Origin of the sequence: Micromonospora sp. NPDC007230 (genome assembly GCF_042869115.1) — a bacterium.
In the GTDB taxonomy this organism is placed as follows: Bacteria; Actinomycetota; Actinomycetes; order Mycobacteriales; family Micromonosporaceae; genus Micromonospora.
In genome coordinates this window covers 76,520-92,012 of the sequence record NZ_JBIAFE010000008.1, presented here as the reverse complement: position 1 = coordinate 92,012, position 15,493 = coordinate 76,520, and the positions used below count along the sequence as shown (strand labels likewise).

Genomic DNA, 15,493 nt, shown 5'->3' with positions numbered 1-15,493 from the left:
CGAAGGGGGCGCCACCGATGCAGTACCTCACCTTCGTCGACCAGGTCGCCCGGCGTACCGGGACGTCCGAGCAGCGGGCGGCGGAGCTGGCCCGGGCCACGTTGGAGACCCTGGCCGAACGGTTGACCGGCGGCGAATTGCTGGATCTCGCCGCGCAACTGCCGAAGGGGCTCCAGCGGGTGCTCAAGCCCCACCCGAGTGCCGAGGCGGCCGAACGGTTCGGGGCGGCCGAGTTCGTCGCCCGGGTCGCCCGACGGGCCGACATCGACGAGAACGCCGCGCGGGACACCATTCGGGCCGTGTTCACCACCCTGCGCGAGGCGATCACCAGCGGGGAGTTCAACGACGTGGTGGTGCAGTTGCCCCGCGACTTCCGGGACATCGTGGAACCGGCACTCGCGCCGGCCAGCGCGCGCCGCAGGTGAGCCACGCCGCTCGGCCGCCCTGAGCGGCCGCGCCGGCGCGCCGGAGGGCTGACGAGGCCGCCCGCTGCGGCGCCGCCCCCGATAGCGGTCAGGCGACCCGGCCGGCGGCGCGCAGGGCGGCGATCCGGTCGGGGTCGAAGCCGGCCTCGGCGAGCAGTTCGTCGGTGTGCTCGCCGGGCCGCGGGGGCGGCCGGCGTACGGCCGTGGGGGTCGCCGAGAAGCGTGGCGCAGGGGCCGGTTGGGTGATCCCGTCGTGGTCGACGAAGACGCCCCGGGCCGCCAGGTGCGGGTGCTCCGGCGCCTCCGTCCAGTCCAGCACCGGCGCGACGCAGGCGTCGGATCCGGCGAGCAGCTCCGTCCACTCGTCCCGGGTCCGGGTGCGGAACAGGCGTGCCCACGCCGTACGCAGCGCGGGCCAGTTGGCCGGGTCGGTCCGGTCCGGGGCCTCGTCGCCGGCCAGCGGAAAACCGGTGCGCCGGACCAGCTCGTCGTAGAACCGCGGTTCCAGCGCGCCCACCGCGAGGTACCGCCCGTCGGCGCACTCGTACGTGTCGTAGAACGGGGCGCCGCCGTCGAGCAGATTCACCCCGCGCCGGTCCTGCCACCTGCCGGCCGCGCGCAGCGCGTGGATCTGGGTGGCCAGCACCGACACGCCGTCCACGATGGCCGCGTCGACGACCTGGCCGGGCGCGCCGGCCCGGACCGCGTACAGGGCGGCGACGACGCCGAGGGCCAGCATCATCCCGCCGCCGCCGAAGTCGCCGAGCAGGTTCATCGGCGGCACCGGGCGCTCGCCGGCCCGGCCGATGCCGTGCAGCGCGCCGGTCAGCGCCAGGTAGTCGATGTCGTGGCCGGCGGTGTGGGCGAGCGGTCCGTCCTGGCCCCAGCCGGTCATCCGCCCGTACACCAGCCGGGGGTTGACGGCGAGGCAGTCGTCGGGGCCGAGGCCGAGCCGCTCGGTGACCCCGGGCCGGAAACCCTCGAGCAGCGCGTCCGCCCCGGCCACCAGCGCCAGCACCACCTCCCGTCCCTCGGCGGACTTGAGGTCGACGGCGAGCGAGCGGCGGTTGCGGGTGAGCAGGTCGCCGGGCATGCCGCCGAACCCGTCCGGGGCGGTGCGGTCGACGCGGACCACGTCCGCGCCGAGGTCGGCCAGCATCATCGCGGCGAACGGGCCGGGCCCGATGCCGGCCAGCTCGATCACCCGTACGCCGGCGAGCGGACCCTCATTGGTCATCGCGTCACCATAGGTCCCCGGCGCACCACACACCATGGTCCGCTGCGGCACCCAGCGGTTGACCAGGGCAATCATCTGGCCAGCGGGTGCGGCCCGGGACTTGGCGCGCGAGTTGAGGTTGCCCTAACCTGGAGCGCGCGAGGGGAGTACTTCCCACGAACCATTCCGGTCAGTACGGCGTGCCCGGCACGCCTCGGGTGGTTGCCCACGAAGGGTGGGTGAAGGAGACCTCGAACATGACACGGTGTTCGAGGAGATTCCATGACCGAATTGTCGTACCTGTCCGCGGCTGAGCTGTCCACGGTCGGCACCCCCACCCTGTGGGCGGTGACCATCGCCGGCGTGCTCGCCCTGCTGGTGCTCGACTTCCTGGTCACCCGCCGCCCGCACGAGGTGTCGCTCAAGGAGGCGCTGGGCTGGTCGGCCTTCTACGTCGCCCTGCCGCTGGCCTTCGGCGCCTGGGTCTGGTCCCGGTACGGCTCGGAGTTGGGCGTCCAGTACCTGACCGGCTACCTGGTGGAGAAGTCGCTCTCGGTCGACAACCTCTTCGTCTTCATGCTGCTGCTGGCGGCCTTCGCGGTGCCCGCGGTGCTGGCCCAGCGGGTCCTGCTCTACGGCATCGCGGGTGCGTTGGTGCTGCGCGCGGTCTTCATCGCCCTCGGCGCCGCCGCCCTGCAGAACCTCGACTTCGCCTTCCTGCTCTTCGCGATCATCCTGATCGCCACCGCGGTCAAGCTGCTCCGCGACGCGCTCTCCGGGCACGAGCAGGAGGTCGACATCAACAAGATGCGGTCGGTGAAGCTGCTCCGCAAGGTCATGCCGGTGGTCGAGGAATACCAGGGCACCAGGATGACCGTGCGGCAGAACGGCCGCCGCGCGCTCACCCCGCTCGCCCTCGTGGTGGTCGCGGTGCTCGCCACCGACGTGGTCTTCGCCGTCGACTCGGTGCCCGCCGTCTACGGCATCACCGAGGACCCCTACCTGGTCTTCGCCACCAACGCGTTCGCCCTGCTCGGCCTGCGCGCGCTCTACTTCGTGCTGCACGCGGCGCTGAGCCGCCTGGTGCACCTCAGCTACGGCCTGGCCGTCATCCTCGCCTTCATCGGCGTCAAGCTCGGCCTGCACTGGGCGCACGGCGTCTGGCCGGGGGTGCCGCAGATCCCCACGCTCGCCTCGCTCGGCGTGATCATCGGCGTCCTCGTGGTGGTCACCCTGACCAGCCTGCGCGCCACCCGGAACCAGGAAGCGAGCGACGCGGAGGTCGTCGCCGAGCGGCACTGAACCCGCCGGACGGAGCCGCCGCGGTGGTCACCCACCGCGGCCGGTCCGGCCGAACCCCACGCCCGGCCCACCCCTCGGGTGGTACGACTGACGGGTGGGAATCGTGTCGCCGGGCTTCCAGGGCCGGCCCCGCACGGCCGAGCCGGCCCTGCCGCCGGGGCAGTACCTCACCGAGGACTGGCCGGTGCTCTCCGCCGGTCCGACGCCGAAGGTGCCGCTGGACACCTGGGAATTCGTCGTCAGCACCGAGACCGGGGCCGAGTTCCGCTGGTCCTGGTCCGAGCTGATGGGCCTGCCGCAGGAGACGCCGACGGTGGACATCCACTGCGTCACCCGCTGGTCAAAGCTCGGCACCAACTGGCAGGCCGTCTCCCTGGACACCCTGCTCGAGGGCATCGACACCGAAGCGCGGTACGCGCTGGCCCACTCGTACGGCGGGTACACCACGAACCTGCCGCTGGACGACCTGCGCGGCGGGCGGGCCTGGGTGGCGCACACGTACGAGGGTGGCCCGCTCCCGGCCGAGCACGGCGGCCCGGCCCGGCTGCTCGTGCCGCACCTCTACTTCTGGAAGTCGGCGAAGTGGGTGCGGGGCATCCGGCTGCTCGTCGACGACCAGCCCGGTTTCTGGGAGACCGCGGGCTACCACGACTACGGCGACCCGTGGCGCGAGCAGCGCTACCAGGGCGACTGAGGTGTCCGCGCCCCCGGGCGGCAACCGGGTCGCCGCGCCGCTGACCTGGCGGGTGGCCCGCCTGGCCGAGCGCCGGATCGAGACGCCGACCGCGCAGACCCTGGTCCTGGACGTGCCCGGCTGGCCGGGGCACCTGCCGGGGCAGCACGTCGACGTCCGGCTCACCGCCGCCGACGGCTACCAGGCGGCCCGGTCGTACTCGCTCGCGGAGCCGGCCGACGCCGGCCGGATCGCGCTGACCGTGCAGCGGGTGCCCGACGGGGAGGTGTCGCCGTACCTGATTGACGTGTGGGCTGCGGGCGACCCGGTGGAGGTACGCGGGCCGGTCGGCGGCTGGTTCGTCTGGCGTACCGAGGAGACCGCGCCGGTGCTGCTGGTGGCCGGCGGCTCCGGCGTGGTGCCGCTGATGGCGATGCTCCGGGCCCGCCGCACCGCCGGCAGCCGGGCGCCGTTCCGGCTGATCTACTCGGTCCGCAGCCCCGCCGACGTCTTCTACGCCGACGAACTGCGCCGCCGCGTCCGCGAGGACCAGGGCCTGGACGTGGCGTACGTGTACACCCGCCAGGCGCCGGAGGACTGGCGGGACGAACCGCACCGGATCAACCTGGCCGACGTCAACACCCACGGCTGGCCGCCCGACCTGGACCCGCTCTGCTACGTCTGCGGTCCCACCGGCTTCGTGGAAACCGTGGCGGACCTGCTGGTGGGCCTGGGCCACCCGACCCGGCGGGTGAAGACCGAACGCTTCGGACCGACCGGGTGACCGAGGAGGGCGCATGACCGACATGTCCTACCTGGACGGCAACATGCTGGACGGGCCGCTGCGGGAGATCTTCGCGGTGGACCTCAGCACCGCCACCGGCCGGTGCGCGCACTGCGGCACGGCCGGCCCGATGGCCGGGCTGCACGTCTTCTCCCACGCCCCCGGCCTGGTCGGCCGCTGCCCGGTCTGCGAGCAGGTGATGCTGCGGCTGGTCCGCGCGCCCGACCGCGCCTGGCTGGACCTGCGCGGGACCACCGTCCTCGCGTTGCCGATGCCACTCGACCAACCCCACCCCGGCCCGCTGTAGCGCACCCTCGGCAGGAACCACCAGATCGCCAATGTCGCGCGATCAGCTCGCCCTCGAAACGCCCACCTCGGCCACCTGGAGTCCGATCCGTCGGTCTGCCCGGCTCAGCGGTGGGGAGGCCGGCCAGCCTCCCCACCGGCGGTTCAGCCGGCCGTGTCCGCGAGTCGTCGCCAGGCCAGGGAAGTGAGCACCGCGAGCGCGCCGGCGGCGAGCCAGAACGGCGCCAGGAAACTTCCCGTCACCTGGGCGACGAGCCCGCCGGTCACCGTGCCGACGGCGGCCCCGCCCAGGTCGGCGAGGGCGTAGACGCCGTTCACCCGGCCGCGCAGCCGGTCCGGCACGAGCCGCTGCCGCAGCGACACCACGAGTACGCCCCACACCATCGCGTGCACGCCCCAGACGGCGAGGGCCGCCCCGGCCACCCAGGGCTGCCGGGTGGTGGCCAGCGTGACCTGGAGCCCGACCTCCATCAGCAGCCCGGCGCGCAGCAGCGTGGGGGTGCCGAACCGGGCCCGCAGCCGGACCGCCAGGGTGCTCCCGGCGAGCCCGCCGAGCGCGGAGGCGGTCAGCAGCAGGCCGTACCCGACCTCGGTGAGGCCGAGCCGCTGCCGGGCGTACAGCACGAACGCGGCGAACGCCGCGCAGAACGCCACGTTCATCACCGCGATGCAGCCGGCGAGGGTCCGTAGCACTGGTACGGCCCACAGGGCGCGTAGTCCGGCAGCGATGTCCGCCCGCAGCGAGCCCTTCGGGCCGGCGTCCGCGGTCGTCGCGGGTGGGACCGGCCGCCAGCGCAGCAGGGACAGTATCAGCGCGGCCAGCCCGAAGGTGACCGCGTCGAAGCCGAACGGCACCGCCGCCGCGACCACGAAGAGGTACGCCCCGAGCGGCTTCGCGGCGAACTGGTTACCGATCACGAAGGTGGCGAAGAGGCGGCTGTTGGCCTGCTCCAGCCGCTCGGGCGGGACCACCGACGGCAGCAGCGCCCCGGCGGCGGTGTCGGCCAGGGTCTCCCCGACGCCGGCGAGGAAGAACGCCAGGCAGATCAGTGGCACGGTGGCCACCCCGGCGAGCACCGCCCCGGCCAGGGCGGCGAGGACCAGGCCCCGGCCGACGTTGACCCCGATGATCAGCCGGCGCCGGTCCAGCCGGTCCACGAGCGCCCCGCTGACCAGGGCAAACAGCAGCCACGGCAGCTGCGGGGCGAGGGCCGCGGCGGCCACCGCGGCCGGGTCCGGGGTGAGCGAGGCGACCAGCAGCGGGCCGGCGACCAGGGTGACGCCGTCGCCCAGGTTGGAGACGGCGGTGGCGGTCCAGAGGCGGCGGAAGTCGCGGCCGAGCCGGCCGGTGGGAACGGTGACCGTCATGCCGGCCACCGGACACGGGTACGCGGTCCGGGCACGACGGGGTGCCCGGACGGATTGTCCGGAAACACGAGGATCTCCCTCGGAAGCGATGTGGTGGCGTACGTACGCCAGGACGGAGGACCCGCGCGGGGCGGGTCGCCTGATCGCTTCGCGGCGAGGGGCGGTGTCGAGGGACCGACCCCGGGAACCCGGGAGAGGGCGTGGTGGGGTCGACGGTCCGGCGGGGGAGCGCCGGGTGGGCCGGGCGGCGGGCGCCGCCGGCGGCTCGGGTCAGGACACCTTGGTCCCCAGCGGCGAAGCGGAAACCAGCACCGTGCCGAACAGAACCTTCGCCATTCGGGACCTCCCGTCGTCCGGCCCCAGGCTAGGCGATCCCGATCCGGCGGGCGACCCCGATTGGACAGCGGACCGGCCGGTGGCCGAGAGTGAGGCCCCGTGAGATACCTGCGTACCGACGGTCGGGTGGGCATCCGGCGACCGCGGCCCGCCGACGAGGCCGAGTTCATCGCCGCCGCCCGGCGCAGCCAGGAGCTGCACCACCCGTGGCTGTCCGCCGCCGACGATCCCGAGCGGTACGCCGCGTACCTGCGCAAGATCCGGGGGCGGGACAGCTCCGGCTACCTGTTCTGCGACCGGGCCACCGGGGAGATCGCCGGATACGCCACCATCAGCGGCATCGTCATGGGCGCGCTGCGCGGCGGCTACCTGGGCTACGCCGCCTTCCTGCCGTACGCCGGCACCGGGCACGCCTCCGCCGGAATCCGCCTGGTCATCGCGCACGCCTTCAGCGCGCTCGGGCTGCACCGGCTGGAGGCGAACATCCAGCCCGGCAACGAGCCGTCGAAGCGGCTGGCCCGCCGCCTCGGCTTCCGGCTGGAGGGCTTGTCGCCCGACTACCTCTTCATCGACGGTGCCTGGCGGGACCACGAGCGCTGGGCGATCACCGCACCGGAGCCCGAGCGGCCCTGACGTGCGGTGGCGGTCGCCGTTCGGGCGACCGCCACCCCCTGCCGTCGGCTCAGCGGCCGGGCCCGCGCGCCTGCGGGCGCCGCCCGGTCAGCCGCTGCAACTTCGCCTCCTTGTGCTCCACCCGCCGGCGCTGCCGGGGAGTGAGCCGCGGACGGCCACTCTGCTGGTGGTAGTTGGACACGCGCCGGTCGGTCGGCAGGATGCTCACAGCGGGCCCCCTTCGATGGTCTGGACGGCGAGCGGGACGTCCCGCAGCGCCGGCACCTCCTGGCGCTGCGGCTCCCGGGTCAGCGTCGCGGTGCCACGGTCCGCCCGGACGTCCAGGTAGGGCGGGCTGTCGCCCGCGGCATGGTCGGCCATCGCCACGGCGACCGGGGCGCGGCACTGCCGGTCCGACCGGACCTGGATGGTCTGCCCCGGGCGGACCAGGTACGAGGCCCGGTTGACCTTGCCGCCGTCGACCGTGAACGTGTTGTGCGCGACCAGGTCGCGGGCCTCGTTGATGGAGCGGGCGAACCCGGCGCGGTGCACCAGCGCGTCCATCCGCTGCTCCAGCTGGCCGATCAGGTTCTCCGTCGAGTCACCAGGTTGGCTGACGGCCGCCACCAGGGCCCGGGCCAGTTGCCGGTCCCGCAGCTCGTAGCGGGCGCGTACCTGGTGCCGTGCGTTGTCGGCCAACCAGGGTCCCCCAGGCGCGGGTCGCGGTCCGCCGCGTACGCCCACCGGATGCCGCTGCCGCCGCATCCGGTAGCCGTACGCCGGGTGGATCGGGAACACGTCCTCGGGCGCGGGACGTACGGTGCTCCGGACCGCCATGTTGTTCTCCTCCCTCGGCTCTCGCGGTCCCACCACCCTCCGTCGCCACCGGGTGAGGCCACCCCACCCGATCCGGGTGACGCTCAGCTGCCGGGCCTCGGGAAGGCCACCGGGCTGCGGTGCCCGTCCCGGTCCACCGCCCGGACGCCGAAGAAGACGTTGTCCTTGGACAGGTCGATGGTCACCTCGGTGACGTCACCGACCGGGAGCACCTTCTGCCACTCGGCCGCGGTGGTCTCCCGCCACACCACCTCGTAGCCGGCGAGGTCGGGCTCGGTGCCGCGCTGCCAGCGCAGGGTGGTGTCGTTGGTCAGGTTGGTGGTGACGACGGTGACCCTCTTCGGGGTGCCCGGCGCCTGGGCCAGGGACCAGACCGTGGCGCCGTTCACCCGGGCCACCCGGGTGATGTAGTCGAAGTCGCAGAACTCCGGCAGGTCCCCGTACTGGACGCCGTCGACCGTCCGGACGTCCTGGTGCTGGTGGGCGAAGTCCTCGTTCGGCTCGGTGAACCGCCCGGCCGGCCAGCCCTGGCGCAGGAACGAGATGTGGTCGCTGCCGCGCAGGTAGCGGTCCCGCCGGTAGACCACCCGGACCCGCATCCCGGTCGCCCCGTTCTCCGCGACGTCGCTGACGAACCGGGCGAGCTGACGGGACGGCGAGTCGTTCTCGCCGCCGACGGACTGCCGGGTGTTCGCCTCGGCCGGGGTCTCGGCGGTCGGCACCCCCTCGGCGAAGAGTCGGACGACTCGCGGGTCGCGAGTGCCGTCGTCGGCGGTGCTGCTACCGACGATGTCGTTGCTGAACATGCCTTGCACGTCCACGCCCGCCGCCTTCAACTGCCCGGCCAGGTACGTCGAGCCGTACAGGTTCTGCTCCTCGCCGGCCACGGCGGCGAAGACGATGGTGGCCTCGGTGGGACGGGTGGCCATCACCCGGGCCAGTTCCATGACCACCGCCACGCCGGAGGCGTCGTCGTCGGCGCCCGGGGCGTCGCTCACCGCGTCCATCACGTCGGTGGCTCGCGAGTCGTAGTGGCCGGTGATCACGTAGACCCGGTCCGGGCTGGCGTCGCCGCGCAGGGTGGCCACCACGTTGGTGATCCGGGTGGCGGTGGGGATCCGGGAGGCGGGCTGCTGGACGTACGACTGGAGCTCCACCGTCATCCGGCCGCCGGAGGCGGCGGCGTATCCGGAGAGCTGCTGGTGGATCCAGTCCCGGGCGGCGCCGATGCCCCGGACCGGGTCGTCCTGGCTGGAGAGGGTGTGCCGGGTGCCGAAGGCGGCGAGCCGCCGTACGGTGGCCTCGATGCGGTCCCGGTCGACCTCGCGCAGCAGCGCGGACAGCTCCCGGCCGGGCGGCTGGGGCACGATCGGGTGGCCCGGGCCGGGCGGCGCGACCGCCTCCTCGGCGGCGGCAGGCGTGGCGGCGAACGGTGCGGCGACGGTGGCGGCGGTGGCTGCGGCGGAGGCGGTCAGGAAGGTGCGCCGGGTCGACCTCGTGGGCCGGTCGCCGGCGGTCTCGTGCGATCCCATCCGCGCATCCTCGTCCCTGCCCACGAGGTTTGTCTATATCGTCTGCCCTGGATGCGACGGCCGGGAGGTCACCCGGTACGGGTGAGTGGCCCATGCCGCGGCACGGGATTCGGCCGTCGCGGACGGGATGCCCACGTTTGTCGGGCGTGTCGACGGGAACGGCAGTGGACATGACGAAACCTCGTGTGGTGATCGTGGGTGCCGGGTTCGCCGGATACCACGCGGCGAAGACGTTGAGCCGGCTGGCCAGCAGGCGGGCGGAGATCGTCCTGCTGAACACGACCGACTACTTCCTCTACCTGCCGCTGCTGCCCGAGGTCGCCGCCGGGGTGGTCGAACCGACCCGGATCTCCGTGCCGCTCGCCGGCACCCTTGACGGCGTCCGGGTGGTGATCGGCGAGGCGAACCGGGTCGACCTGCACAACCGGTGGGTCGGCTACCGGTCGCCGGAGGGCGACGAGGGGCAGCTCGCGTACGACCGGCTGGTGCTCTCCGTGGGCAGCGTCAACAAGCTGTTGCCGATCCCCGGGGTCACCGAGTACGCGCACGGCTTCCGTGGCCTGCCCGAGGCGCTCTACCTGCACGACCATGTGGTCCGGCAGATCGAGTTGGCCGAGGTGACCGACGACCCGGCCGAGCAGCGGGCCCGGACCACCTTCGTGGTGGTGGGCGCCGGCTACACCGGCACCGAGGTGGCGGCGCACGGGCAGCTCTTCACCGACCGGCTCATCGCCCAGCGGCCGCACCTGAAGGTACGTCCGCGCTGGATGCTGCTCGACGTGGCGCCCCGGGTGCTGCCCGAGCTGGACCAGCGGATGTCGATCACCGCCGACCGGGTGCTGCGCCGGCGGGGCGTCGACGTCCGGATGGGGACCTCGGTCTCCGAGGCCACGCCGGACGGAGTCATGCTCACCGACGGCGAGTACGTCCCGACGTGCAGCCTGGTCTGGTGCGTGGGGGTACGTCCCGACCCGTTCGTCGCCGAGCTGGGGCTGCGTACCGAGCGGGGGCGCCTGGTGGTCGACGAGTACCTCAACGTCCCCGGCTACCCCGAGGTGTTCGCCTGCGGCGACGCGTCCGCCGTGCCCGATCCCAGCCGGCCCGGGCAGATCTGCGCCATGACCGCCCAGCACGCGCAGCGGCAGGGCAAGCTCGCGGCGCACAACATCGCCGCCTCCTACGGTCAGGGCGCCCGCAAGCCGTACAAGCACCACGAGTTGGGCTGGGTGGTGGACCTGGGCGGCAAGGACGCGGCGGCGAACCCGCTGAACGTGTCGCTGGCCGGCCTGCCGGCGAAGGCCGTCACCCGCGGCTACCACCTGTTCGCGATGCCGGGCAACCGGGCCCGTGTCGGCGCGGACTGGGTGCTCGACGCCACCCTGCCCCGGCCTGCCGTGCAGCTCGGGTTGGTGCCGGCGAACGCCGTACCGCTGGAGAGCGAGTCGCCCGAGGTGGTTCGCCGCCGCTGAGGCTGGCCGGCGCGGGGTGGCCGCCGGCCGGCGGGCGCGGAGGATCGTTCTGTTCACTCCGGTTGTTCTTCTTCTTGTTCGTCCTTGTCCCGCCCGCCGGGCGGACGCCCGGATGTGTCGTCGTCCCTTCGGGCGCTCCGCCGGCCCCACCAGGACCGGCCCGAGTCGTCGGTGCCGTTGGCCGGCGCGGGCAGCGTACGCAGCCCGGCGGGGGTGAACTCACGCAGCAGGATCTGTGCGATCCCGGCCGCCGGGATGGCCAGCAGGGCACCCACCAGGCCGCCCAGCGCGGCGGCGAGCAGCACGCTGACCAGCACGGTCAGGGGGTTGAGCCGGACGGCGCGGGACATGATGACCGGTGCCAGCAGGTGGTTCTCGGCCTGCTGGTAGAGGATGAAGAAGACCAGCACCACCACGCCGGTGGTGGGGGACTTCAGGAAACCGGCACCGGCCGCGAGGATCGCGCCGATCGTCGCGCCGACCAGCGGGATCAGGTCCGCGATGGCGACCAGCAGGGCGATCACCGCGGCGAACGGCACCCCGGTGACGAGGAGCAGCACGAAGGTCATCCCGCCCAGCAGCACGCTGATCAGCAGGTTGCCGCTGAGGTAGCCGGTGACGGTGCGGGAGGACTCCCGGCCGATCCGGCGCAGCCGCTCCGCGTGGCGGTCGCCGGCCAGGGCCAGCGTCGCGGCGATGACTTTCGGCGCCTCCAGCACCATCAGGTACGAGAGCACCACCACGGCGGCGATCCCGGCGCCGATCTGGGCCGCCCCCCGGAGCACCCCGATGGCCGGTTGGCCGAGCCGGGACGCGTACTGTTCGATCTGACCGGCGTGCGCGGTGGCGTACTGGCGGAGGTGGAGCCGGTCCAGCAGGTGGCCGATCGGCCCCTGCCCGGCCCTCGCCTCGCGGAGCAACTCCGGCGCCCGCTCGGCGAACCGGGCCACCTCGTGCACCAGCGGCAGCACGATCGCCGCCGTCAGCCCGGCGAGCAGCACAAAGGCGGCCACGAAGACCATCAGGGTGGCCAGCGCCCGGCGCCGGACGAGCCGGCGCTGCAGCCAGTCGACCACCGGCTTGAGGGCGACCGCGAAGAACGCCGCGACGAGCATCCAGGTGAGCACCACCCTGGTCGCCCAGACGAACCCCAGTGCGAGCAGGGTGGCGAGCAGCAGACCGATGACGATCAGCGTGCGCCGGACGGTGGACCGGTCGTCGGCGTTGCTCATCCGGCGCGCCTACCCCTGCGCGGGGCGCGGAAACCCGGCGGGTCAGTGGTCGGCGAGGTCGGCGTCGGTGGCCGGGCGGGTGCCGGCGAGGAACGCGTCCAGCGTCGCCCCGTGCAGCACGCCGCCGGGCACCGGGTCTCCCGCGGCGCGGGCCACGAGCCGGCGTACCGGCAGCCGGTCGGGGCGGTGGGCGGCGGCGAGCACCAGGTTGCCGTACCGCCGGCCGCGGAGCATCCGCCGGTCGGCGACCAGGCAGACGTCGGCGAACACGGCGCGCAGGTTGGCCACCTGCGTCCGGGCGAAGACCAGCGGCGGCAGGTCGGTGATGTTGACCAGGTAGATGCCCTCCGGGCGGAGCACCCGGGCCACCTCGGCGACGAACTCGACGCTGGCCACCTGCCGGGGCATCCGGGCCGCCCGGTAGACGTCGGCGAGGACCAGGTCGTACGCCTCGGCCGGCGCGGCGGCCACCGACTCCCGGGCGTCCCCGATCTCCACGGCGATCTCGGGCGGCACCGGGGGCAGCTCCCGGCGGACCAGCTCGACCACGGCCGGCTCCCGCTCGACGACCCGCTGCGCGGAGCCGGGGCGGGTGGCGGCGAGCCAGCGCGGCAGGGTGAGCGCGCCGCCGCCCAGGTGCAGGGCGGTCAACGGACGCCTGGCCGGGGCGGCCAGGTCGACCACCGCGGCCATCCGCCGGACGTACTCGAAGTGCAGGTGGCGGGGGTCGGCGACGTCGACGTAGGACTGTTCGACCCCGGCCGCGAGCAGGGTACGCCCGCTCGGCCGGGCCCGGTCCACGACGATCTCCAGATCCTCCGCACCGCTGCCCACGGCGGGCAACGCTACCCGTGCGGCGTGGGCCGGCGGGCGGCGTGCCCGCCGGCCCGGGGGCGGCTCAGCCGGCGTTCATGCCGGCGCCCACCTCGTCGATGGCGGCGTCGACCCGCTGGGCCAGGTCCACGTCCAGCGCGCTCACCCCGTCAACCTGCTGGGTCCGTACGGTGATCAGGGCGCTGTCCGATTCGGGCCGGCCGATCTGCGGGCCCCGCCCGGTCTCGGCCTTGAGCTGGTCGAGGCGGTCGAGCACCCGGTCCAGGTTGTCGGCCGGCAACTCGATGGTGCGCACCAGCGACTGCCGGTCGCTGGACCAGTACGGCAGGCTGGCGAGCGCGTCGCGCAGCTCCTGCTCGTTGAGCGGCGCGGTGGCGGAGGTCGGGCCCACCAGGCCACCGCCGGCCTCCGGCGGCGCGAGCAGGTCCCGCAACCCGTCCGGTACGCGCAGCGACTCGACCAGGTCGCCGTCGGCGTCGGCCAACGCGGCCAGGGTCGCCTCGGCCTGGTAGCGCGCCTGCTCCGGGCTGAGCCGGCTGCGCCGGCCCACCTCGGCCAGGAAGCCCGGCAGGTCCCGGTGTCGATCGATGCCGTCCACCGGCACCACGTCGTGCAGTTTCACCGGCACCGCCGCGAGCAGCCGTTCCCGCTCGGCCTCGTCCAACGCCCAGGCCAGCGCGAGCACGGTCGCCTCCGCGGCGACCTTGGCGGTGGAGAAGTCCACCCCCGCGCGCCGGCTGACATCCTCGACCAGATCTCGGTAGCCCACCCTGGTGACCCCCGCAGCCTGCGGGGTCTGGTTCGGCAGCGCCCGGGGTCGCTCCGGCACGCCGGCCGGCGGCGGGGCGGGACCGCCGCGCGTGGTGTCCGGCTTGCGCCGCCCGGCGGGCGCTGGCCCGGACCGTTCGCGCTGGTCCAGCGAGGTGATCTGCTTGGACGCGCTCAGGCTGGCGCCGGTCTGGCTCGGCCGCCGACCGCGTTCCCGGGCCTCCCGGGCCAGGGTCCGGCGGCGCTGGTTGTCGCCCTCCATCTGCTTGCGCATCGTCGCACCTCGTTCCTCTTCGGGTTGCGCCTTCCGCCGCTGGCCTTCCCGGCGCTGCGGGGAAGGAAACGGGGTGCGCCCGGCGACCGGGCCAAGCGGCCGGCGAGCTTCATTCGCTGCGGGTGAGGGTCGCTCACCCGGTGCGGCTCCACGATCGCAATGGACCGGAAGAACTTCCGACGCACGCGGAAGGGAAGGTCGCCATGAAGAGGATCGCCGAGATCGTTCCCGCCCGACCCGGCTGGTACGCACGGTGGCAGGTCAGCCCGGAAACCACCCGCTGCTACCCGGTCACCCTGTGGGCGCTGCTCGAGGAGGCCGACGGCAGCGGCCGCGAGGTCGTCGGCGTCGACTGTGTGGGGCAGTGGCCCGGTGCGGACGACAACGAGCCAGGTGGGACATTCGTCCGCTATCTCTTCCAGACACCCGACACGGGCGCACCGGAGGACGCCGAGCCCCCCACGCTCGGAGAGCTCCGGGAGTCCGGTCCGCGGCGGCAGCCGGTCACCGCCTGAGCCACCCTCCCCGGCCCCCGACCCCTGGTCCCAGGGTCGGGGGCCACCCCTGTCCCGGGTGGCGGCTCAACCGACCGGGCCCCGCGTATACTTGCTGCCCTGCAAGCGTCCGTCGCTGGTTGAGCGAGAGGGGCCCCGGTGGCGTTCACCGTCACGTACGCCCAGCGGGACGGGGGCGGAGCCTGCCTCCGGCTCGCCGGCGAGCTCGACCTGAGCACCGCTGCACAGCTCAACGCCGCCGTCGACCGGCTGGCCGCCGACGGGCACCACGAGCTGCTGGTGGACCTCACCGAGCTGACCTTCTGCGACTCGGTCGGCATCGCGGCCCTCGTCCGTGGCGACAACCACGCCACCGCCGAGGGCGGCTGGCTGCGCATCACCGGGGCGACCGGCCGGGTGGCCCGCGTGCTACAGGTGACCGGGCTGGCCGAGCTGCTGCGATACGAGGTGGACCTGCCCGACCCGGCCTCGCCGGCGGCCCCGTGATCGACTAGATTTCCCCGCCATAGGTGACCTCCCGGTCCCGTTCCGCCTTCGACCCGAAGCAGGTAAGCCATGGGCCCAGGCACCTCGAACCCGGTACGCATTCTCGTCGTGGACGACGACCCGGGTGACGTCCTGATGATCGAGGAGGCCCTGTCGGACTCGGACGTCGACAAGGTCATCGACGTGGTCAACGACGGGCAGGAGGCGATGGAGTTCCTGCGGCGGGAGGGCCGGCACACCGAGGCCCGGCGACCGGACGTGATCCTGCTCGACCTCAACATGCCCCGGATGGACGGGCGGCAGGTGCTCGGCGCGGTCAAGCGGGACGACGACCTGCGGACCATCCCGATCGTCGTGTTGACCACCTCCAACGCCGACACCGACATTCTCGGCAGCTACACCCTGCAGGCCAACGCGTATGTGACGAAGCCGATCGACCTGGACGACTTCAACGACGTGGTGCACCGCATCGACGAGTTCTTCGGCCGGGTGGCCGTCCTCCCCAGGCAGCGCTGAGTCGACGA

At 73.7% G+C, this 15,493-nt stretch carries 18 protein-coding genes; 10 read left to right on the top strand and 8 right to left on the bottom strand.

The window, feature by feature from the left end; translation table 11 throughout:
* The first annotated feature begins 17 nt into the window (after positions 1–17).
* The gene (locus ACFYML_RS13740; RefSeq protein ID WP_387420904.1) at positions 18–425 is read left to right on the top strand and encodes a DUF2267 domain-containing protein; all 408 of its coding nucleotides are present in this window, start codon (positions 18–20) and stop codon (positions 423–425) included.
* Between the two features lie 88 nt (positions 426–513).
* Here ACFYML_RS13740 and ACFYML_RS13735 read toward each other — a convergent pair whose 3' ends face one another.
* Positions 514–1,662: a CaiB/BaiF CoA transferase family protein gene (locus ACFYML_RS13735; protein WP_387420903.1), complete on the bottom strand. Its 1,149-nt coding sequence runs from the start codon at positions 1,660–1,662 to the stop codon at positions 514–516.
* Between the two features lie 261 nt (positions 1,663–1,923).
* Between ACFYML_RS13735 and ACFYML_RS13730 the strand changes: the two genes are divergently transcribed.
* The 4 genes from ACFYML_RS13730 to ACFYML_RS13715 all read left to right on the top strand — a co-directional run bounded on the left by ACFYML_RS13730 (position 1,924) and on the right by ACFYML_RS13715 (position 4,707).
* Positions 1,924–2,943 (top strand): TerC/Alx family metal homeostasis membrane protein, encoded by a 1,020-nt coding sequence (locus ACFYML_RS13730; protein ID WP_387420902.1) that lies wholly within the window; start codon positions 1,924–1,926, stop codon positions 2,941–2,943.
* Positions 2,944–3,037: 94 nt separating this feature from the next.
* Entirely contained in the window at positions 3,038–3,637 is a 600-nt protein-coding gene (locus ACFYML_RS13725; protein WP_387420901.1) for a sulfite oxidase-like oxidoreductase, read from the top strand.
* A 1-nt stretch (position 3,638) separates the two neighbouring features.
* A complete protein-coding gene (locus ACFYML_RS13720) occupies positions 3,639–4,400 on the top strand; it encodes a ferredoxin reductase (protein ID WP_387420900.1) in 762 nt (253 codons plus the stop codon).
* A gap of 13 nt (positions 4,401–4,413) precedes the next feature.
* Positions 4,414–4,707, top strand: a complete 294-nt coding sequence (locus ACFYML_RS13715) for a DUF6510 family protein (RefSeq protein WP_387420899.1) — start codon at positions 4,414–4,416, stop codon at positions 4,705–4,707.
* Positions 4,708–4,850: 143 nt separating this feature from the next.
* Here the strand turns inward: ACFYML_RS13715 and ACFYML_RS13710 are convergent, their stop codons facing one another.
* Positions 4,851–6,074: an MFS transporter gene (locus ACFYML_RS13710; RefSeq protein WP_387420898.1), complete on the bottom strand. Its 1,224-nt coding sequence runs from the start codon at positions 6,072–6,074 to the stop codon at positions 4,851–4,853.
* 435 nt (positions 6,075–6,509) lie between these two features.
* Between ACFYML_RS13710 and ACFYML_RS13705 the strand changes: the two genes are divergently transcribed.
* Positions 6,510–7,043: a GNAT family N-acetyltransferase gene (locus tag ACFYML_RS13705; protein WP_387420897.1), complete on the top strand. Its 534-nt coding sequence runs from the start codon at positions 6,510–6,512 to the stop codon at positions 7,041–7,043.
* 49 nt (positions 7,044–7,092) lie between these two features.
* Here ACFYML_RS13705 and ACFYML_RS13700 read toward each other — a convergent pair whose 3' ends face one another.
* From ACFYML_RS13700 to ACFYML_RS13690, 3 genes are all read right to left on the bottom strand, one after another.
* The gene (locus ACFYML_RS13700; protein WP_387420896.1) at positions 7,093–7,251 is read right to left on the bottom strand and encodes a hypothetical protein; all 159 of its coding nucleotides are present in this window, start codon (positions 7,249–7,251) and stop codon (positions 7,093–7,095) included.
* A complete protein-coding gene (gene rpsD, locus ACFYML_RS13695; RefSeq protein ID WP_387420895.1) occupies positions 7,248–7,859 on the bottom strand; it encodes a 30S ribosomal protein S4 in 612 nt (203 codons plus the stop codon). Before rpsD ends, ACFYML_RS13700 begins: the two co-directional genes overlap by 4 nt.
* Positions 7,860–7,942: 83 nt before the next feature.
* The gene (locus tag ACFYML_RS13690; RefSeq protein ID WP_387420894.1) at positions 7,943–9,391 is read right to left on the bottom strand and encodes a M20/M25/M40 family metallo-hydrolase; all 1,449 of its coding nucleotides are present in this window, start codon (positions 9,389–9,391) and stop codon (positions 7,943–7,945) included.
* Between the two features lie 170 nt (positions 9,392–9,561).
* Between ACFYML_RS13690 and ACFYML_RS13685 the strand changes: the two genes are divergently transcribed.
* Positions 9,562–10,860, top strand: coding sequence for an NAD(P)/FAD-dependent oxidoreductase (locus ACFYML_RS13685; protein WP_357445873.1), 1,299 nt, complete (start codon positions 9,562–9,564; stop codon positions 10,858–10,860).
* Positions 10,861–10,913: 53 nt separating this feature from the next.
* Here ACFYML_RS13685 and ACFYML_RS13680 read toward each other — a convergent pair whose 3' ends face one another.
* The 3 genes from ACFYML_RS13680 to ACFYML_RS13670 all read right to left on the bottom strand — a co-directional run bounded on the left by ACFYML_RS13680 (position 10,914) and on the right by ACFYML_RS13670 (position 13,968).
* A complete protein-coding gene (locus tag ACFYML_RS13680; RefSeq protein WP_387420893.1) occupies positions 10,914–12,092 on the bottom strand; it encodes an AI-2E family transporter in 1,179 nt (392 codons plus the stop codon).
* A gap of 42 nt (positions 12,093–12,134) precedes the next feature.
* A complete protein-coding gene (locus ACFYML_RS13675) occupies positions 12,135–12,926 on the bottom strand; it encodes a spermidine synthase (protein ID WP_387420892.1) in 792 nt (263 codons plus the stop codon).
* Between the two features lie 64 nt (positions 12,927–12,990).
* Positions 12,991–13,968 (bottom strand): DUF2267 domain-containing protein, encoded by a 978-nt coding sequence (locus tag ACFYML_RS13670; RefSeq protein WP_387420891.1) that lies wholly within the window; start codon positions 13,966–13,968, stop codon positions 12,991–12,993.
* A gap of 203 nt (positions 13,969–14,171) precedes the next feature.
* Here ACFYML_RS13670 and ACFYML_RS13665 point away from each other — a divergent pair, with 203 nt between their 5' ends.
* The 3 genes from ACFYML_RS13665 to ACFYML_RS13655 all read left to right on the top strand — a co-directional run bounded on the left by ACFYML_RS13665 (position 14,172) and on the right by ACFYML_RS13655 (position 15,485).
* Positions 14,172–14,483, top strand: a complete 312-nt coding sequence (locus ACFYML_RS13665; protein WP_357445885.1) for a hypothetical protein — start codon at positions 14,172–14,174, stop codon at positions 14,481–14,483.
* Positions 14,484–14,621: 138 nt separating this feature from the next.
* Positions 14,622–14,969, top strand: coding sequence for an STAS domain-containing protein (locus ACFYML_RS13660; protein WP_387420890.1), 348 nt, complete (start codon positions 14,622–14,624; stop codon positions 14,967–14,969).
* Positions 14,970–15,038: 69 nt separating this feature from the next.
* Positions 15,039–15,485, top strand: coding sequence for a response regulator (locus tag ACFYML_RS13655; protein ID WP_387420889.1), 447 nt, complete (start codon positions 15,039–15,041; stop codon positions 15,483–15,485).
* The last annotated feature ends 8 nt before the right edge of the window (positions 15,486–15,493 follow it).